This window comes from Lactobacillus johnsonii ATCC 33200 (genome assembly GCF_000159355.1).
In the GTDB taxonomy this organism is placed as follows: domain Bacteria; phylum Bacillota; class Bacilli; order Lactobacillales; family Lactobacillaceae; genus Lactobacillus; species Lactobacillus johnsonii.
The window spans coordinates 461704-481968 of sequence record NZ_GG670121.1 but is presented as its reverse complement, the minus strand read 5'-3'; the positions used below and the strand labels follow the sequence as shown (position 1 = coordinate 481968).

Annotated in this window: 14 protein-coding genes and 1 pseudogene; 4 read left to right on the top strand and 11 right to left on the bottom strand. The window is 35.6% G+C overall.

From position 1 onward, the window contains the following. Positions 1–61: 61 nt before the first annotated feature. Complete coding sequence (locus tag HMPREF0528_RS07370; RefSeq protein WP_004896365.1) at positions 62–502, bottom strand: GNAT family N-acetyltransferase; 441 nt, start codon at positions 500–502, stop codon at positions 62–64. Positions 503–802: 300 nt separating this feature from the next. On the opposite strand from HMPREF0528_RS07370, the gene HMPREF0528_RS07365 reads away from it, so the two are divergent. After that, entirely contained in the window at positions 803–1201 is a 399-nt protein-coding gene (locus tag HMPREF0528_RS07365) for an iron-sulfur cluster biosynthesis family protein (protein ID WP_034525370.1), read from the top strand. Positions 1202–1486: 285 nt separating this feature from the next. Here HMPREF0528_RS07365 and HMPREF0528_RS07360 read toward each other — a convergent pair whose 3' ends face one another. Then, positions 1487–3268 (bottom strand): adenine deaminase C-terminal domain-containing protein, encoded by a 1782-nt coding sequence (locus HMPREF0528_RS07360; RefSeq protein ID WP_034525316.1) that lies wholly within the window; start codon positions 3266–3268, stop codon positions 1487–1489. Between the two features lie 2 nt (positions 3269–3270). Continuing rightward, positions 3271–4620, bottom strand: a complete 1350-nt coding sequence (locus HMPREF0528_RS07355; RefSeq protein WP_004896360.1) for an NCS2 family permease — start codon at positions 4618–4620, stop codon at positions 3271–3273. 176 nt (positions 4621–4796) lie between these two features. On the opposite strand from HMPREF0528_RS07355, the gene add reads away from it, so the two are divergent. Beyond that, positions 4797–5816, top strand: coding sequence for an adenosine deaminase (gene add / locus HMPREF0528_RS07350; protein WP_004896358.1), 1020 nt, complete (start codon positions 4797–4799; stop codon positions 5814–5816). 539 nt (positions 5817–6355) lie between these two features. Then, positions 6356–8219 (top strand): annotated as a pseudogene (locus HMPREF0528_RS07345) (endonuclease MutS2). Between the two features lie 85 nt (positions 8220–8304). On the opposite strand, the gene HMPREF0528_RS07340 reads toward HMPREF0528_RS07345, so the two are convergent. From HMPREF0528_RS07340 to rpmH, 8 genes are all read right to left on the bottom strand, one after another. Further along, on the bottom strand, positions 8305–9858 hold the full coding sequence (locus HMPREF0528_RS07340; protein ID WP_004896350.1) for a ClC family H(+)/Cl(-) exchange transporter: 1554 nt from the start codon (positions 9856–9858) through the stop codon (positions 8305–8307). A 98-nt stretch (positions 9859–9956) separates the two neighbouring features. Next, positions 9957–11345 (bottom strand): NADP-dependent phosphogluconate dehydrogenase, encoded by a 1389-nt coding sequence (gene gnd / locus HMPREF0528_RS07335; protein ID WP_004896348.1) that lies wholly within the window; start codon positions 11343–11345, stop codon positions 9957–9959. Positions 11346–11490: 145 nt separating this feature from the next. Next, a complete protein-coding gene (spxB, locus tag HMPREF0528_RS07330) occupies positions 11491–13299 on the bottom strand; it encodes a pyruvate oxidase (protein WP_004896347.1) in 1809 nt (602 codons plus the stop codon). Between the two features lie 234 nt (positions 13300–13533). Continuing rightward, the gene (gene mnmG, locus HMPREF0528_RS07325; protein ID WP_012846835.1) at positions 13534–15432 is read right to left on the bottom strand and encodes a tRNA uridine-5-carboxymethylaminomethyl(34) synthesis enzyme MnmG; all 1899 of its coding nucleotides are present in this window, start codon (positions 15430–15432) and stop codon (positions 13534–13536) included. A gap of 7 nt (positions 15433–15439) precedes the next feature. After that, positions 15440–16825, bottom strand: a complete 1386-nt coding sequence (gene mnmE / locus HMPREF0528_RS07320; protein WP_034525315.1) for a tRNA uridine-5-carboxymethylaminomethyl(34) synthesis GTPase MnmE — start codon at positions 16823–16825, stop codon at positions 15440–15442. Between the two features lie 110 nt (positions 16826–16935). Further along, positions 16936–17811 (bottom strand): YidC/Oxa1 family membrane protein insertase, encoded by an 876-nt coding sequence (locus HMPREF0528_RS07315; protein ID WP_004896344.1) that lies wholly within the window; start codon positions 17809–17811, stop codon positions 16936–16938. Position 17812: 1 nt separating this feature from the next. Next, complete coding sequence (gene rnpA / locus HMPREF0528_RS07310; protein ID WP_004896343.1) at positions 17813–18181, bottom strand: ribonuclease P protein component; 369 nt, start codon at positions 18179–18181, stop codon at positions 17813–17815. Between the two features lie 48 nt (positions 18182–18229). After that, a complete protein-coding gene (rpmH, locus tag HMPREF0528_RS07305; RefSeq protein WP_003648141.1) occupies positions 18230–18370 on the bottom strand; it encodes a 50S ribosomal protein L34 in 141 nt (46 codons plus the stop codon). A 485-nt stretch (positions 18371–18855) separates the two neighbouring features. Between rpmH and dnaA the strand changes: the two genes are divergently transcribed. After that, positions 18856–20220, top strand: a complete 1365-nt coding sequence (gene dnaA, locus HMPREF0528_RS07300; RefSeq protein WP_034525312.1) for a chromosomal replication initiator protein DnaA — start codon at positions 18856–18858, stop codon at positions 20218–20220. The last annotated feature ends 45 nt before the right edge of the window (positions 20221–20265 follow it).

Here is a 20265-nt window from a genome sequence, read left to right as displayed (position 1 = left end):
GTATCCTTAAAAACGGTCAGTGAAAATCATCCACTGACCGTTTTTTGTTCTCTTTATTAAGTTAATGCAAAATCATTTTTTCTTTAGTCTCTTCTACAAATCCACGACTCCGATATAATCTTTTTGCCTTGATATTTGTGGGAAAGACCTCTAAAAAAGCGGGACGTTCTAAATAAGGAATTACAGTATCCAGTAATTTACCACCAATTCCTCTTCCTTGAAATTCATTTAACACGTAAATATAGCCTAATTCGTTCTTTCTAAAAGCCACAAAACCTACTACTTGGCTGTCAAGCGCAGCTACATAAATTGTTTTCGAAAATAGTTCCTCTTTATACACTGCCACTTCAAGTGGAGCATACAAATCAACTGCATTACCTACAATTAATTCTTGCATTCTAGCTTGATCATGTACTTGACATAATTGAACATAGTCTATATTTTTATATTTTCTAATAATTACTTCTTCTGACATAACTAACCTAATTTCTATTTGAAACATCAGGAGAAATAACTCCTGATTAACGACTAAATTGGCTAGCTTTTCTACGTAATCTCATTATCTTACCTGCTTTCTTAATTTTTAGTAATATTAATATATTATTAACATTGTGGTCAATATTTAAGTAAAAAATAATTCAAATATTTTAACTCACATTCTGCAAAAAAGTTTGAATAATATTAATATTATTTTCCAGGAAATATTTAGGGCTCCTGAAACTTCACTCCAATTCAAACAAAATAATTGATTTGATACTACTTTTTCTTAAAATTAAGCTTAGAAAGGATTATGGTGATTTCTATGGTAAAAATGACAATTAGCCAAGATGCAATCGATTTTCTTAAAAAACGTGGTTATAACAAACATGAAATACTTTTAATTGTTGATGGCGGTGGAGGCGACTACTCAATTGAGGGTGGCTCATGTAATATAGGAATGGATTATTCATTAATCTCACTTGATACAATGAAGCACGATCCACGCTACTCAGTAAAAATTGAAAATAATGCTAATTTTGAAATTTATACTTCTGACTACGATTTAGCATTTCTCGGTGATAACTTGATCCTTGATATTCATAATACTACCTTACGTTTACGTAATAATTCGGGCATCTTAACTGGCGCCGTAAAAATAGCAAAGGCAAGTTTCTTAGCAGAACGAGCTAAAGAAGGAATTATTAATCAAAAAAATTGTTAATAAATAACTTTTACTCTCAAATATAATTTTGAGAGTTTTTCTTTACTTTAAGTAGGTAGTAAACAAAAAAGTTTTGCATTTATTTTCTAAAACACTCTCTAAAAACAAGAATCCTATCTTGCTTGATCAATTTAGACATAATAACGCCCAAAAAATTCATGGCCTAATTTTGAGTGACACTACACTATCGCATATTATTAAATAGCTTTTTCTACGTAAAGCAAATCGCTATACAGACTTTTATATATTTGATTTTTAGAGCTTAATATTTTTTACAAAGTGGGTTTATTTTTCTTCTAATTTTAAAATCGGATCAAAGTATGCCAATTTGGTGTAATCAACTGCTCCTCCATCAGTAATAGCCAAATCTGGAATTGCTGTAATAGGTAAAAATGATAAATAGAAAATTGGATCAGGCAAATCACTACCAATTGCTTTAGCAGCTTCTTCTAGTTCCCTTTCTTGCTCGGCTAATTTCTCCGGTTCTAAATCAGAAACAATGCCTGCTACTGGTAATGGTAAAAATGATACAACTTGACCATCAACTACAACAACTTGACCACCTTGTTTTTCAATTAAGGCATTCACCGCTAATGCCATATCCTCATAGTTGACACCAGCTACTACAATATTGTTATCATCTGGTGAAGCAGTAGTAGCAATTGCACCTTTTTTAAAGGACCATCCTGAAATAAATCCCTTAGATTGATTTTGATTAATTCCATATCTTTCGATCACAGAGACAACAGCCACATCTTTTTCAACACTAGGTTCAATTACCCCATCTTTAATATCTAGAGTAACATCTTTTCTCTTCCTTACAAATGGTCCAATACTATTGATTGTTTCTACTTTAGCCGTACCTTCATTCACAGGAACACAATACTTAAAGTCATCAGCTTTCATAAGCGGATGTTTAACTGTCTTACTTAATTCTGCATTTCTAGTGGGAACTTGATAATTAAATTTCTTTTTATGATTTAAAGTAATAATTTCCCCTTTACTGATAACTGTTTCAACATTGAAAGTACCAGGTTGATCAACTAATAGAATGTCAGCATCTTTGCCAGGAGTAATTGAACCAACATAATCATCAATCTTATAAGCTTCAGCCGCGTTAATAGTAGCCATTTGAATTGCAGCCATTGGACTAACACCTGCATTAATTGCAATGCGAACCATATGATCAATATGCCCATGTTCTAAAATTCCACGTGCATTTACATCATCGGAGCAGAAACTAGTATGACGCCTTACTCCAGATGTACCTTCAGTAATCGCACGAATATTTTCTTTTAAGAATTTAGTAACTGCGGATTCTCGAATTACTACATGAACTCCTTTACGTGCTTTTTCTAAAAATTCTTGATGATCATAACTCTCATGATCAACTCTTACCCCACTCATTAGGAATTCATTTAATTCTTTCCCACGAGCCATTGGTGAACAACCAAATATTGCTTGATGATTATTTCTAGCCAACGTCAAAGCATCTAGTGTAGTTGAGTCTTTAGTTTGAACAGCTTCGCGAACAGTTTCCCAGACACCCCAGCATCTAGGATCTCTCTGATATTTCTCATGATCTTCACTAGTTACATCGTAAGCAATAGTAGACTTAGGAATAGTATAAGGTGTGCGATATGGCAAGCCCCAAAATACCTTTAAAGGCGATTGATCTACCTCTTTAAAAATATCCTTTAATCCGTCTACTCCAATAACAGAAATATATTCATCAAATCCTGTAACAATACTAGTGGTTCCATGTGGTACCACAGCTTGTGCAAAACGAGTCATACTCATCTTGCTACATTCCACATGAATATGACAATCAATTAACCCAGGAACCAAATATTTATCAGTTGCGTCAATAATTCGAGTATTTTCACCAATATAGTCTTTAATATCAGAATCAACTGCAATAATACGTTTTTTATAAATGGCTACATTAGCTGGATAATATTCTTCAGTATTTACGTTAACCAACGTCCCACCAATTATCACCATATCTGCTTTAATTTTTGCAGCCCCTGCATCAATATATTCACTTAGTAATTCTTTTGTTAACATCATTAGCTCCTAGGCAAAATATTCAAAACATATAATAAGATAATAAAAATGACCAGCATCAACCACATTAAAGGACTAACTTTCTTACGCTTGCCAGCGGCTGTCATAAACAAAGGATAGGTCAAAAATCCAAAAGCAATACCGTAACAAATATTGTAGGTTAATGGCATCCCTAAAATCACAAGAAATGACGGTAAAGCCACTTCCAATTTATCCCACTGAATTTCTTTTAAAGAAGAAGCCATTAAAACCCCAACTATGATTAAAGCGGGTGCAGTAACATTTGAAGTTACAACAGTTAAAAATGGCGAAAAGATCATACTTAACATGAAAAGCAATCCAGTAACAACCGCTGTTAAACCTGTCTTTCCTCCAATAGCAATCCCAGCAGAAGATTCAACATAAGCTGCTGTCGGAGTAGTCCCCATAACTGAACCACCTAACATAGAAAGTGAGTCAGCCATCAATGCACGACCAATTCTAGGCATCTTGCCATTTTTCATAATACCTGCTTGCTGAGCCAAGCCGATCAATGTACCCGCAGTATCAAAAAATGCAACCAAGAAGAAAATTAGGACAACAGCCCACATCTGTGGACTAGTCATTGCTGAAAGATTCATAATTCCTATGCCAAAGGTTGGTTTTAAACTTGGCGCAAGAGAAATAAATTGACTAGGCATTTTAATTAAGCCAGTTCCTAAGCCAAGAACAGTCGTAGCAACTAATCCATAAAAAATTGAGCCAGGAATTTTTTTAGCCATTAAAATCCCAGTGAAAAAAAGACCAAAAATAGTTAACCAAGTTGTAGGAACAGTGAATGAACCAATTCCTACTAAAGAAGATTTATTGGCGACAACCAATCCACCTCCTTGTAAACCAACAAAAGCAATAAATAACCCAATTCCAGCTGCCATGGCATATTTCAGATCTTGAGGGATTGCATCAATGATTTTCTCACGTATCTTAAGAAATGAGATTATTGTAAACAAAACTGAAGCTACAAAAACACCTGCCATCGCTTTTTGCCATGGAATACCCATAGCTAAAACTACCGAATAAGTGAAAAAAGCATTGTCCCCTAAACCTGGCGCAATTGCAATAGGATAGTTAGCTAAAAATCCCATCAAAAAACATCCCAGAATTGCAGATAAGGCAGTTGCTGTAAATACTGCACCCTTATCCATACCAGCTGCACCTAAAATACTTGGGTTAACAAATAAAATATATGCCATAGCCATAAACGTTGTTAAACCAGCCATGCTTTCCTGCCTAACTGTAGTCTTATTCTCTGAAAGATGAAACACTCGATCCAGGACTCCAGTCAAACCATTTGCGTTAACTCTTTCTTCCAAATTTTTTACCTCCGAAACAGTAAATAAATAAACTTAACTCGATTCGAATTATCACATACATTTTTAAGCGATGCAAGTTTAATAATTCGTGTTTTAAACTTGACTAAATAAAATTTAATAGATACCATGTTTGTAAATCATCAAAAAAAGAACATTTATTTTGGAGGTTATTGTAAATGTCTGTAAAGGTTAGTAAAGAATTTGTACAAGGTTTACCTAAGGCGGAGCTTCACGTTCACATTGAGGGTACTTTAGAACCCGAATTAAAATTAAAACTTGCTCAAAGAAATCATGTTGATATTGGTCAATCTACTATTCAAGAAGTTAAGAATTCATACAAATTTACTGATTTAACATCATTTTTAGCAGTTTATTATCCTGCAATGAATGTCTTAGAAACAGAACAGGATTTCTACGACTTAGCAATGGACTATTTACATCGTGCTGCTAAGAATAATGTTCGTCATGTTGAAATATTCTTCGATCCACAGGCACACACTAGTCGTAATATACCTTTTGAAACCGTAATCAATGGTTTATACAAAGCAACCGTTGATGCACGTGCTCTTAATATTGATGCGCGCTTAATTATGTGTTTCTTACGTGATTATTCACGTGAATCTGCTCGTAAAACATTAGAAGAATCTCTAAAATATCAGGATAAATTTATTGGAATAGGACTTGATTCTGACGAACACAATAATCCACCAATGAAATTTTTTAATCAATTCACTGATGCTACTACTCATAATCTTCACATTACAGCACATGCAGATATTGACCAAAAAAATTCTATTGAACATATCAGAGAGCTTCTTGAAGTAATCGGTACTGAAAGAATAGATCATGGAACTAATATTGTAGAAGATCCAGACTTAGTTGAATACGCTGCTAAAAATGAAATTGGTTTTACCGCTTGCCCTCTTTCTAATTCTTTTGTTTCTCCTGAAATGAAAGGTAAAGAAATACTTGAACTATTAAATAAAGGTGTAAAAGTCTCTATTCACTCTGATGACCCAGCTTATTTTGGTGGTTATATTTCTGATAATTACTATGCCCTTGCTAAAAACTTTGATTTAAATAAAGATCAAATCGTCCAATTAGCTAAGAACTCTTTTGAAACTTCATGGATTAGTAATGAACAGAAGGCTCTATACCTAAAGCAAATCGATGATTATGTAAGAGTAAACGAATGATAAAAATACTTTTACCATCAAACATATAAAGTCTCGACAAACACAAAAAGAGAATCCTTCGATATCAATGTCATTAAGTTACGACATCGTTTAATATCAGGATTCTCTTTTTTACATATTGATTAAAGTACACGTGGTGCTAATTAAATCGTTTTAGTTAGCAAAAGCTGAGATTCTATTATCAACTCTTGTGTCCACCTTGATCACCCCTATAATAAATGACTCATAAAGATCTTATTTAACAAAAAAGCCGGTGGCTTTTATTTGCCGAAAACTCATTAGAATCAACTCGACTTCTTAGCTTTTTTATTCGTTCATCAAATTATTTTATACTCTACTGCAAAGATATTGATATACACTTAATTCTTTTCTACCCCCAGTGCTTTTTTCGAAAAAATGTTATATCATTAGAATCAATAATTTAGAAAAGGACATATTGCCATATGATGCTAATTGTATTTTAGTCTCAAGGGACTAATCTACTTTCCCTTGAGAAAACCAAACTTAAAATCTATTTTCTTAAGGAGAAAAATAAAAAATTGAATAATACTGACGAAATCGAATTTTCACATGTACGTAAACTTGTAGCTCACTATGCTGTTTCACCAGAGACTAAGGAGAAAATTTTAGCTCAACCACTTGCAAATAAGTTAGTCAAAGCAAATGCGTTATTAGATGAAACGGAAGAAATGGTCTGGATTTTAGATCACGGCCTACACATCCCTTTTATTAATTCAGATGCTTTTACCCCAATTATCAATAAAGTGAAAAAGGGATATATCTTAAAGCCTCGAGAACTAGAACAAGTTGCCGACTTTATACGGGTTACCTGCTTATTAGTACGCTTTTTTGATAAACAAAGAAGTAACGTTCCGATTATGGCAAGCTATTGTGATAGTCTAACTATTCTCGATAAATTAGAAGAAGTAATTTATCGAGATATTGAACGCGGAGAGGTTTCCGACCGAGCCGATAAAGATCTGACTAAACTACGCCAAAGAAGTAGTAAATTAAATACAACTATCAAGGAAACCTTACAGAAATACTTGCAGACAAAAAAGTACCAATCAATGCTGCAGGATTTTCAGATTATTCAAAAAGATAATCACTATACTCTTCCTGTTAAGGCAACTTTTAAGCATACTTTTGGTGGAAATATTATTGATCAATCTAATAATGGAGCCACGGCTTTTATCGAGCCAACTAAGATCCTTCACCTTACTCAAGAAAAAACTACAGTCGAAAATCAGATTTACTTAATTGAATCTCAAATTTTGGGGAATTTAACAGCAAAAGTCTATAATGAACTTACCTAATTTTGAAGCCAATCTTACTGTTATTGTTGATCTGGATTGCATCTTAGCTCGTGCAAAATATTCGCATGCTATTGGTGGCAAACGACCAATTTTAAATGAACAAAATGAGCTTCAATTGAACGGAATGAAGCATCCCTTATTAAGTAATCCAGTTCCCCTATCTCTTAAGTTAGATGCAACTAAATATGGCTTAATTATTACTGGACCGAATGCAGGTGGTAAAACTGTCACACTCAAAACTGTTGGCTTAGCTACTGCAATGACTGAATTTGGTCTCTTCTTACCTAGTGCAGCACGGTGCTCCATTCCGATTGTGACCGAAATCTACACTTCAATTGGTGATCATCAAGACTTAGATAACTCCCTCTCAACATTTTCTGCTGAAATGAAAAAGATGGCAGAGATTGTTCAAAAGACTACTCCAAACAGTCTGATTTTGTTAGATGAACTCGGTAGTGGAACGGATCCCAATGAAGGTGCAGCCCTTGCTATTGCTATTTTACAAATCCTGCAGCTAAAAGGATGCCTAATCTTAGCAACTACCCACTATGGCGCTATAAAAGATTATTCGACTAAAAATCCTGCCTTTATTACGGCAGCAATGGCTTTTGACTTACAAACGCTACATACCACATATAAACTACTTTTAAATCAAGTAGGCGCCAGTCGTGCTCTCTGGATTGCAGAAAAAAGTGGTATGGCTAAAAACGTACTGTTAGAAGCTAAAAATTTCTTAAACACAGGAATCTTTCCTATAAAGCAAGCTAAGCTTAAATTTAAAAACAAGCAGAAAAAAGTTAAATCCCTACCTTCTTTTAAAAAAGGCGATCGAATTAAAGTACCAAAATATCACCAAGAAGTACTCTTTTATGAGAATGCTGATATAGCGAATCACATTGTGGTTTTCGTTAATAGAACTTTTGAGACTATCCCCTTAAAAGGAGCAAAATTAGTTCGAAAAGCTGAAGAACTTTATCCTGCAGGTTATAACCTTGATTTATTATTTGTTCAAGATTGGCAAGAATATAAACTAAACAAGGATTTAGATCGCGGTTCTAAAAAGGCCTGGAAGAAGTTGAAAAAGTAATAACACAACTATTTAAATAATTATAAAAATAAGCTCTCCAGCTTACTTTAAGCTAGAGGGCTTATTTGTGTTTATTCAGATATTTTTATCCATCCAGCTCTACGCCTTGCAGTTCTTTCATTGCATCATAAGCAGCTGATCGTTTATTATGATCAACTCCCAGAATTAATAAATCTCCTGCTACAATTACAGTATCACCATGAGGAATTATTTCTCGACTTCCTCTTCTAATCGTTCTAACAAGTACATTATCTGGCCATTGAACATCCTTAATTTCCTGATCTACTAACTTACTATTTTCATACACGGGGATATCTAATTCGTCTTCTTCACCCGATATTGGTTGCAAACGTGTTTCTGGCATCATAGCGGCTGCCAAACTGTCATAGATTGGCTTGCCACCAAGAATTTGATCGATTAAAAGTGCAATAAATGCCACAACAGCCAGTGGCATTAAGTGAAGAAGTGACCCCACCATTTCAGTAATCAAAATTATTGCTGTAAATGGAGCGCGAATTATAGCTGCAAAATAGCCGGCCATTGAAAAAATTATCAAGTTAATAACTAAGTGTGCAGGCATTAAGCCAAGTTGTACCATTAATGTACCATAGGTTGCTCCAATTAGAGCGCCCATAGTTAAAATTGGCAAAAATATACCACTAGGTAACCCTGAATCATAAGAAATAATTGAAAATACAATTCGCAGCACATAGTAAAATGCTAAAATTCCAACTAGTGCCCATCCACTTTGAGTGAGCATTTTTTGTAAAGATAAAATCAAACGATTACCTGGTCCAGTAATTAATGGCCAATAATACATAATTGGAATTAAAATTGTTAATGGAATTAAACCATGTAGCCAACGTGGTAACCAGGTGATTTTTAAATAGACTTTTTTTAATCCAAATAAACCTTTTTTATATAAATGGCCTAATAGTCCCAGGATAATTCCTAAAATCACCAATTGCCAGTATAAATAAATTGGAAATGAATGATCATAGGGCATCCCTAAAGCATGGTGTAAGCCAAAAAAGTAGGACACCATAAAATTAGCAGCAATTGCTCCTACCAAGGAATTCATCCAAACTCGCGGAGAGAAATTATGAAAAATTTCTTCTAAAACAAATAGTGCTCCACTCAATGGTGCTCCAAATGCAGCTGATAAACCACTGGCAGCTCCCGTTGCAAGTAACACCCTTTGATTGTATTTACTTTGTTTTAGCTTCTCACCCACTCCTTGGCCAATGGATGAACCAAGTTGAAGGGATGGTCCCTCAGGTCCTAGAAACAAGCCTGTTCCAATTACTAAGATTCCCCCGATGAGCTTTCTCCACAAAATCTGCCACCATTTAAGTTGGAGCTTACCTTGAAGCTGTAATTTAACTTCTGGAATACCGGATCCTCCAACGTGTGGATACTGTTTAACAAAATATCCCGCTATGATCCCTACTGCGGCTAACCCAAGAACAATTGCAACAAACCAAACTGGATTATTATGGACCTCTTTAAAAAGATGGAGCCAAAAAGCAGTAGTCTTTTCAATTCCAAATCTAAATAATCCAACTACGGCACCCGCAATTAGTCCTACAATTAATGCCTGTAGCATCAACTTCAGATTATCTTTTTCTTCTTTCCTCATTCTTACTTACCTACGTCCTCTTTATTAGATACTGCTCTATTTTAACGCAAAAAGCCACTACATCTGTAGTGACTTTTTTAGTTTCATGTGAAACATTACTATTTTTCTTCATACCATTCAGTATGGAAAGTACCTGGACGATCATTTCTTTGGTAAGTGTGAGCACCAAAGTAATCACGTTGACCTTGAATAATGTTTTGAGGTAAGCGTGGATTAAAAATAGATTCCAAGTAATTCAAAGCTGCACTAAGAGTTGGAGTTGGTACACCAGCATCAGCCGCAATTTTAACCACATCTCTAAGAGCACCAATATTTTCTTTCTTTACTTTATCAAAAAATGGAGCCTTGAATAAGTTAGGCAAGTCTTTATCAGCATTATACGCAAACTTAATATCATGAAGCATTTGTGAGCGGATGATACATCCAGCTTCCCAGTTTTGGGCAATAGTTGAATAGTGCAAGCGCCAGTTATAAGCTTTTGCAGCCATCGTTAATTGTTCAAATCCTTGACCATATGAAACAGCCATAGCTAAGTATAAGGCTTTTGCAAGTTGATCAACTAAGTCCTTTGGCGCTTTCTCTGGGTCAATCTTTGGTTCAGGATCATTTCTCAAAGTTGCTTTTGACATAAAACGAGCAAGAACGGCTTCTGCAATTACAGTAATTGGAGCACCTAAACGAATTGCATCTTCAAGCATCCAGTTACCAGTTCCCTTATAAGAAGCTTCATTTAAGATATGATCAATAATATGATCATCAGTTAAGTTATCCTTTTGTTTTAAGACCTTAGAAGTGATTTCAATTAAATAAGCTTGTAAACCACCCTTATCCCAATTCTTAAAGATTTCACTCATTTCATCGTTTGAATAATGACCAACGGTGCGGAGAACATCGTATACTTCAGAAATAATCTGCATAATACCATATTCAATACCGTTGTGAACCATCTTCACATAGTGACCACTACCTGCTGGTCCAATGTATCCGACACATGGTTGACCAGTTGGAGTCTTGGCAGCCATAGCTTCAAGGATTGGCGCTACTTCTTCATAAGCTTTTTCATCACCACCTGGCATTAAGGCAGGACCGTTCAAAGCTCCTTCTTCACCGCCAGAAACACCCATACCAATGAAGTGAATACCCTGCTTTTCCATTTCCTTATAGCGACGATTAGTATCATGGAAATTAGAATTACCACCGTCAATTAAAATATCGCCCTTATCTAAAAGAGGCAATAGTTTTTGTAAAGTTTCATCAACTGGTTTACCAGCCATGATTTGAATCAAGATTTTTCGTGGCTTTTCTAGTGAATTAACAAATTCTTCCCAAGTATAAGTTGGCTTCAAATTCTTATCTTCATATTTTGCTAAAGCATCAACCTCTGGCTTATCAATTGAAAATCCAGAGACAGAGTAGCCATGATTTTTAACGTTTAAGGCAAGGTTTTTCCCCATAACGGACAAGCCAATAACCCCAAATTGTTGCATATTTTTGCCTCCACATATTTAATAAAATTCGTTCATCTACTAGTATACTTTTTTATTATGAATTTCGCACAATTTTGCTTACTTTTTATTAAAAAAATAAAGAGTTCAGCTATGTGAACTCTTTATTTAATTATTTCCTAGGAAATTAATGGCGTGATGCGCCTGATGAAGCATCTTCTTTAGCTTCAACTGGCTCTGCTTCAGTATGTTCAGATGCACCAGATGCAGCATCTGCCTCAACTCCATACTTACCAGCAAAGTAACTAAATGGCTTCAAAGCTTGAGCATCATATTTAGCAACGAAAGCTGGATCGTCTAAAGTATTTAATTCAGTTGAATATGGCATATCATGAGTAATCTTACAGTCGATCAAAACTGGACCTTCCATTTGTTGAGCCGCAGCGACTGCGTCTTCAAATTCTCTCTTAGTACGAACAGTAAAGCCTTTTACATTCATACCTTCAGCAGACATCGCCCAATCATTATCAGGAAGTTTTACACCAGATAATGGTTGATGAGACTCATCGACTTGTTCAGCTTCAATAAAACCCAAAGTTTCATTTGTGAAGACCACGTTAATAATATGCATATTGTAGCGTGCTTGGGTTAAAAGCTCTTGGTTCATCATGGCAAAGCCACCATCACCAGCTAAGTTCCAAACCTCACGCTTTGGATAAATAGTAGCAGCGGCTAAAGCAGCTGGAGCGCCATAGCCCATAGTTGCATATAAGCCGGAGGTAGTCCATTTCTGATCATCATGTAGGTGCATCAAGCGATCAAAGTTAATATTTACATTACCTACATCTACTGCAAATACGGCATCATTAGCAGCCTTTTTATTGATTACATCAAAAATTGGTTCTACTCTCATTGGGATTTCGTCTGAATCATTAAAGCTCTCAAGCCAAGCTTCCCAGTTTTCACGATCAGCAAGAGCAGCCTTGTATAATGGAGATTCTGCACGCCCTTCACCTGCTTCAATTAAAGCACGTAAAGTTTTCTTGGAGTCAGCTAACATTGGAACAGTTACAGCATGACGCTTACCCAGTCTTTCTGAATTAATATCAATTTGGATTACTTTTGCCTTAGGATTGAAGAAGAAGACGGAGAATGGTGAATTGTTACCAACCCAAACTACTAAATCGGCATGAGTTTGAATATCATTACTTGGCTTAGCACCAACACGACCAATTGAGCCCATGTATGCTGGGAACTCATCCTCAACAATTCCTTTTCCTAAAACTGATGAAACTAGTGGCATCTTAAATTTATCAGAAAATTCCTTTAACTCTGCACTAGCATCTTGGGCACCATGACCAAAGTAAACAATTGGATTTTTAGCTTCTTTAATTAATTCAAGTGCTTTATCAATTTGTTCCTTACGTGGTGCTGGGAAATTAGGAACGATCTTGTGTGCTGCAGCATTATTGCGGAAGTTATCTTCAATCTTATCCCAACCAAAGTCTTTCGGTAAAATTAAAACAGCTGGCCCTTTCTTTTGATAAGCTTGACGAATTGCCTCATCCATTAAAACCGGAATAGCTTCCGCTGTCTTTGCTTGGTGATTCCAAACAGCGACTGGATCAAACCATGGCTTTTCATCAAAAGCTTGGAAGAAATCAATATCTTGACGACTTGTTGGAACATTAGCAACAATTGCAACCATTGGTGTCTTGTCATATTTTGCATCATAAAGTCCATTCATTAAGTGAACGGCACCAGGGCCTGCAGAACCAAAACACACTCCTACTTTTCCACTAATTTTGTATTCAGCAGAAGCTGCTAAGGCACCAGCTTCTTCATGTCTTACTTCAATAAACTTTATCTTATCTCGCCAGTTATGAATTGCATTCATTGTTGAGTCAAATGAGCCGCCTGGAAAACCGTATATATGGTCAATACCCCAGTCATATAAGACTTGAAACATTGCATCTGAGCCACTAATCTTTGTCATAGTCTATAAGCATCTCCTTAATGTTTTTTCTTACACCTTGATTAAAGCACATTTGTAGCATAATTGAAAGCGGTTGCTATGACTGCTAGTCCTGTATTTACTCATTATCAAAAATAATTAATTCACAAACTATTTACTCTTCTTTCACAACTTATCATTAGGTAGCAACTTTAAACTGTGATTAAGTGATCATACTCAACAAAAAAATTTTTTATTTTTTTGCTTTAAAACTAATTATTTATTTTTCACCTTTGCAATTCGGCCTTGTTGAATATATGCCGTTAATATTGCCAAATCAGCTGGATTTACACCAGAAATTCTTTCAGCTTGAGCAATTGACTCAGGACGAATCTTTTCAAATTTTTGACGCGCCTCAGTTGCCAAACTTGGAATTGCATTGTAGTCAATATCTACTGGAATTTTCTTTGATTCAAGTCGATGCAAACGATCAACCAAGGTCTTTTCCTTCTTGATATAACCTTCATATTTCAATGCAATTTCAACTTGTTCTTTCACATAGCGATCAGTAGCTAAAGTTTCACCACTTAATTTTTCAACTGCGTCAAAAGTTACACGTGGTCGCTTCAAAAAGTCTGCCCCGCTAACTCCTGCATTTAAACGATCTTGCTTAACACTAGCTAAATATTCTTGAACCTCATCAGTAGGGTGAATGGTAACTTTCTTAATAGCTTCCATTGCCTGGGAAATAGCTTGCTTTTTATCTTGGAATTCCTTATAACGATCTTCTGAAATCAAGCCTAATTCATGACCTTTTTCAGTCAAACGCAAATCTGCATTATCGTGACGAAGAAGAAGACGATATTCTGCCCGGCTAGTTAGCAAACGATATGGTTCATTTGTCCCTTTAGTTACTAGGTCATCAATTAAGACCCCTATATATGCTTCATCGCGTTGTAAAGTAAATCCAGGCTTATTTTGAGCACTTAAGGCCGCATTAATACCAGCAATTAATCCTTGACCGGCTGCTTCTTCATAACCAGATGTTCCGTTCATTTGACCAGCAGTGAAGAGGTGCTTAATATTTTTTGTCTCTAATGTATGCTTTAATTGCCAAGGTTCAATTACGTCATATTCAATTGCATATCCTGGGCGCATCAATTCTGCTTTTTCTAGGCCAGCAACACTATGAAGCATCTTCAATTGTACTTCTTCAGGCATTGAAGTAGAAAAATCACCTACGTATATTTCCTTAGTATGGCGTCCTTCTGGTTCCAAGAAAATTTGGTGACGATCTTTATCTGCAAAACGAACTACCTTATCTTCAATTGAAGGACAGTAACGTGGGCCTACACCCTTGATAACCCCAGAAAACATTGGAGCACGATCAAGATTTGCACGAATAATGTCATGCGTTACGGTATTAGTGTAAGTCATGTAACAAGACATTTGATCTTCTAGGTAATCACTATCTTTGCTAGTGTAAGAAAAATGTCTTGGTTCTTTGTCTCCAGGCTCTTCTTGAGTTTTTGAATAATCAATAGTATTTCCATCCACTCGAGGAGGAGTACCAGTCTTAAAACGACGTAATTTAAAGCCTAACTTTTCAAGATTTTCAGGTAATTTAATAGATGGAAGTGAGTTATTAGGACCTGAAGAATAAGCCAATTCTCCAATAATAATTTTTCCTCTAGCAGCTGTTCCTGTGGTCAACACAACGCTTTTAGCATAGTACTTTGCACCAGTATTAGTAATCAAACCTTTACATACTCCATCTTCAACGATCAACTCATCTGCAACAGCTTGACGTAAAGTTAAATTAGGCTCGTTTTCAATTGTATCTTTCATACGCTCATGATATTGCCATTTATCGGCTTGTGCCCTCAATGCTCTAACAGCGGGACCCTTACCTGTATTGAGCATTCTCATTTGAATATAAGTGGCATCAATGTTTTTACCCATTTCGCCGCCAAGAGCATCGATTTCACGCACAACAGTACCCTTTGCTGGTCCACCAACTGATGGATTACATGGCATGAAAGCCACCATGTCTAAATTGATCGTTAAAAGAAGTGTCTTTTCTCCCATTCGTGCTGCTGCTAAGGCTGCTTCTACTCCCGCATGGCCTGCTCCAACAACAATTACATCATATTCATTTGATTCGTAAGTCTTCATTTTCATCCTACTTTCCAAGACAGAATTGACTAAATAATTGGGTAATTAATTCATCAGGTGCACTTTCACCAGTAATTTCACCCAAAGTATCCCAAGCATTTTTGAGATCAATTTGAACCAAATCTAAAGGCATTGCATCATCAATTCCATTGACAACGTCTTCTAAAGATTGCTTTGCTTTGGCTAATAAACCAGCTTGTCTTTGATTTGTTACCAAGATTTGATTTTGTGAATTTTCTATTCCACTAAAGAATAATTGCTCAATTGCATTCTCAAGCGCATCCATATTTTTTTGCTTTAAGATTGAAGTTACAATAATTGGATTATCAGTAATTTCTCTTATCATTTCCTGGGAAATTTTTGTGCCTAGATCTTGTTTGTTTAAAATGATAATTCGTTTTTTATTAGCAGTTAAATTTAATAAATTTTTATCTTCGTCTGTTAAATCTTGACTTGCATCCAGAAGTAAAAGCACCAAATCAGCTTCAGCTATAGCTTTCTTTGAACGTTCAACTCCAATTTTTTCGACCTTGTCTTCTGTATGGTGAATCCCAGCAGTATCAATCAGCTTCAGCGGTACGCCTTTAACAGAAACATATTCTTCAAGTGTATCTCTTGTTGTTCCCGCAATATCAGTAACAATTGCTTTATCGTCCTGCGTTAAATAATTTAAAAGAGAGGATTTACCAACATTTGGTCTTCCCACGATAGCCGTTGCTAGACCATTACGGATAATTTTCCCTTCCTGAGCTGTTTTTAGCAATTGATCAATTTGCTTTGAAACTTCTTGGGCCTTCTTTTTCATTTCTTGAGAAGTTAAATCGTCCATGTCATATTCTGGATAATCAATATTAACTTCCTCATGAGCCATTGTATCTAACAGTTCCTGGCGCATTGTTCTAATTTTATCTAACAATCCACCAGCTAATTGTGTCATAGCAACTTGACGAGACTTATCCGTCTTAGCCCGGACAATATCCATTACAGATTCAGCTTGCGTCAAGTCAATACGACCATTCATAAAGGCGCGCTTAGTAAATTCACCCGGATCAGCCATTCGAGCACCGTTTGCCAAAAGTAGCTGCAAAATATCATTAGTTACAATCATTCCACCATGACAATTGATTTCAACCATATCTTCTCGAGTGAAAGTTTTTGGTGCGCGTAACACACTAACCATTGTCTCGTCTACAACATCCTTAGTTTTAGGATCAACGATATGTCCATAATGAATTGTATGTGAGGGAACCTTAGTTAAATCTGCTCCTTTAAAAAGTTTATTAGCAATCGCTACTGCATCTTCACCAGATAGACGAACAATTGATATACCTCCTTCGCCAATAGGAGTAGAAATTGCAGCGATTGTATCAAATTGTGTTAATACTTGTGCCATTTTTTCACCTACATAAAATAATCTCAATAAAAAAAGTGCCCACTCCACCACTACAAAAAATAATGATGGATAAAGCACTTTGACTACTTTATCTTCAAATTAAAGATAATTTATTTTTGTTGTTTACGTCCTAAACGTTTGTATGCGCGACGAACTTTGCGCTGACGTTCACGTTCTTCCTTCTTTTGTTCCTCAAGTTCACGTTGATACTTGAATGGATTTTGCAAAATAAAGGTTTGAACTACTTGGAATAAGTTGGAAATCACCCAGTAAAGTGAAATCGCAGATTGGATACCAATTGCTGAAACCCCAATAATAAGAGGCATCAAGTATGTCATTCCCTTAGTCATTCCATTTTGTGAGGATTGGGGCGTTGACATCTGACTGATGTACGTACTCATAAAAGTGAATACAGCCGCCAAGATAGGCATGATGTAATATGGATCGGGACGTCCCAAATCCATCCACAAAAACCGACCATTTTGCAACTGTGGAGTCCGCCAAATTGCTTGATACAAAGCATACATAACTGGTAGTTGAATTAACATTGGTAAACATCCAGTATATGGATTAATACCAGCTTCTTTATACAACTTGCTAGTTTCTTCTTGTAACTTTTGACGTGACTCAACATCCTTACCTGGATACTTTTTACGCAATGCATCCATCTGTGGTTGCACTTTTTGTTGCTTAGCCATGCTTCTAATAGAAATGGCATTCAATGGTAATAAAATTATTCTTACTATAATAGTAAAGATAATGATTGCCCAACCATAGGAATCATGAACTAAACTTGCAATCCAAAGAATAAATTGGGAAATATAGTAAACAATATACCGATCCCACCAATTGCCACTAGTATGAGAAATAGGAGCAACACTTGTTCCATTAGTTGATGCACAACCTGTAACTACTAACGTTAAGGCAAGCATTCCTAAAGCTAATAGAATCAGTTTCCAATTTTTCTTAGACAAATGATTTCTCACTCTACTTTTCCTCAATTTCCGTCTCTTTGCTCGATAAGATCTTAGCTAACCTTAAAACATGAATAAGATTCTTTTTGGTTCGTCCCATATCAAAATCTCGTGCATAAGGTCGAGCTATTACTAAAAAGTCTAAATCAGGCCTTATCTCTGGCTTAAGTTCTGTCAGTGTAGCACGAATGAACCGTTTGAGGCGATTACGTGCTACCGCCGTATGACCTACTTTTTTCCCAACAGAAATTCCAACGCGAAAATGCTTTTGATTTTCTTTGGGTAAGGTATAGACAACAAAGCCGCGATTAGCCATTGACTGTCCTTCTTTAAAAACTTTTTGAAAGTCTCTCTCAGTTTTTACACGGTAGCTTTTTCTCAATCTGGTTCATCCTTACTTAAATTAAAAAAAACACTGAGCTTCAGTGGCTTAAGCAGATAAGACTTTTCTACCTTTTTTACGGCGTCTTGCTAAAACCTTGCGGCCGTTTGCTGTAGCCATACGTTTCATAAAACCATGAACGCGTGAACGGTGACGCTTCTTAGGTTGGTAAGTTCTCTTAGTTGACATTTAATGTTGCACCTCCGTTTTTCAATGCTTAATAAGCACAATTTCTAAGATAGAATAGCATATTTACGCGAAAAAACCAAGGCCTTATCAAAATTTTCCTAAAAAGAAAAGTTATTTTTAAAGCATTTTTCAAATTATTTTTTGTGGATATCTTTTTTTAAATTTTTTATTTATTTTTTATCAACAAGATCATTCTCAGAGTTATGCACAATTCACACCCTGTTTAGAACAAAATAAACACCCTGTGGAAAATATAATTTATTTAGCATAAAGCTTTGATTTATAGCGTATAATAAACTCACATATCGCTGTGGAAAACTTAAACTTGAAATTTTATTTCACACTTCAGTGGATTTCTATTTTTATATTATCCACATACCTGTGAATTTGTTAATTCTTTTTATCACTTGTGGAAAACTTACTTAATTCATGCTAAACTTATTTTGACTTATTCTGTGGATAATACAGTATTTGGAGGAATTTTTTTGTTTGATCTAGATAAATTTTGGCAATTTTTTAATGCTGAGATGAAAAAAAGCTACAACACGGTTGCCTATAATGCTTGGTTTAAAAATACTAAACCACTTTCCTTTAATAAAAAGACAAAAGAAATGATAATCGCTGTTGAATCACCCGTTGCAAAGGGATACTGGGAAAAGAACTTGGCTTCTCAACTCATTCAAGAAGCATATGCTTATGCCGACATGGAAATTCAACCTAAATTTGAAGTTGCAAGTAAAGAAGGTCCTGAACGTTTAGTTACACCACAACCACGAATTAAAACTAATCAAGAAATATTAGAAAATCGTAGAGATGAATTTGCTCAAGACCTTCAACTAAATAGTAAGTATACTTTCGATACCTTTGTTCAAGGTGAGGGAAACAAGCTGGCAGCAGGTGCCGCCTTAGCAGTCGCTGATAATCCGGGAAGTTTTTACAATCCGTTGTTTATTTTTGGTGGGGTCGGTTTAGGTAAAACCCACTTAATGCAAGCCATTGGACACCAAATGTTGGCTGAAAAACCACATGCAAAAGTGGTTTATATTCAGAGTGAAACTTTCGTAAATGATTTTATTAACTCAATAAAAAACAAAACTCAGGCTGAATTTCGTAATAAGTATCGGAACTGTGATCTCCTATTAGTAGACGATATTCAATTTTTTTCTAAAAAAGAGGGAATCCAGGAGGAATTCTTCCATACTTTTGAAACCCTTTATAATGATCAAAAACAGATTGTTATGACTAGTGATCGTCTCCCAACCGAAATCCCTGAATTATCAGAACGTTTAGTTTCACGCTTTGCTTGGGGACTACAAGTTGAAATTACGCCTCCAGATTTAGAGACTAGAATTGCGATTTTGCGAAAAAAGGCTGAAACTGATGGCCTAGCAATTGACGACAGTACCCTTGATTACATTGCTTCCCAAGTTGATACCAATATTCGTGAACTCGAAGGAGCTTTAGTTAAAGTTCAAGCCCATGCAACAATTGAGCGCGAAGATATTAATGTTGACTTAGCCAAAGAGGCTCTAGCTGACTTAAAGTTGGTACAAAAAAATAGGGGGCTTCAAATTTCTAAGATTCAAGAAGTTGTGGCTAATTATTTCCAAACTTCAACTACTGAACTAAAGGGTAAGAAGCGTGTAAAACAAATTGTCGTTCCTCGACAAATTGCAATGTATTTGTCTCGTGAGTTAACAGATTCTAGTTTGCCTAAAATTGGACAAGAATTTGGCGGTAAGGATCACACAACTGTAATGCATGCTTGCGATAAAATTTCGCGTGCCTTAAAAACTGATGCTGAAATTAAAGCAGCTGTGTATGATTTAAAGGCTATGCTTGAACACTAAAAGTTAATAACGTGTGGATAACTTTTAACTTTATCCACATTTATT

Coding starts and splice junctions, on each gene's coding strand:
- mnmG (WP_012846835.1), bottom strand. CDS start 15,432: ATGAAGACTTACGAATCAAATGAATATGATGTAATTGTTGTTGGAGCA.
- gnd (WP_004896348.1), bottom strand. CDS start 11,345: ATGCAACAATTTGGGGTTATTGGCTTGTCCGTTATGGGGAAAAACCTT.
- HMPREF0528_RS07340 (WP_004896350.1), bottom strand. CDS start 9,858: ATGAGGAAAGAAGAAAAAGATAATCTGAAGTTGATGCTACAGGCATTA.
- rpmH (WP_003648141.1), bottom strand. CDS start 18,370: ATGTCAACTAAGAGAACTTACCAACCTAAGAAGCGTCACCGTTCACGC.
- HMPREF0528_RS07365 (WP_034525370.1), top strand. CDS start 803: ATGGTAAAAATGACAATTAGCCAAGATGCAATCGATTTTCTTAAAAAA.
- HMPREF0528_RS07370 (WP_004896365.1), bottom strand. CDS start 502: ATGTTTCAAATAGAAATTAGGTTAGTTATGTCAGAAGAAGTAATTATT.
- spxB (WP_004896347.1), bottom strand. CDS start 13,299: ATGACAAAGATTAGTGGCTCAGATGCAATGTTTCAAGTCTTATATGAC.
- HMPREF0528_RS07360 (WP_034525316.1), bottom strand. CDS start 3,268: ATGTTAACAAAAGAATTACTAAGTGAATATATTGATGCAGGGGCTGCA.
- mnmE (WP_034525315.1), bottom strand. CDS start 16,825: ATGGCACAAGTATTAACACAATTTGATACAATCGCTGCAATTTCTACT.
- add (WP_004896358.1), top strand. CDS start 4,797: ATGTCTGTAAAGGTTAGTAAAGAATTTGTACAAGGTTTACCTAAGGCG.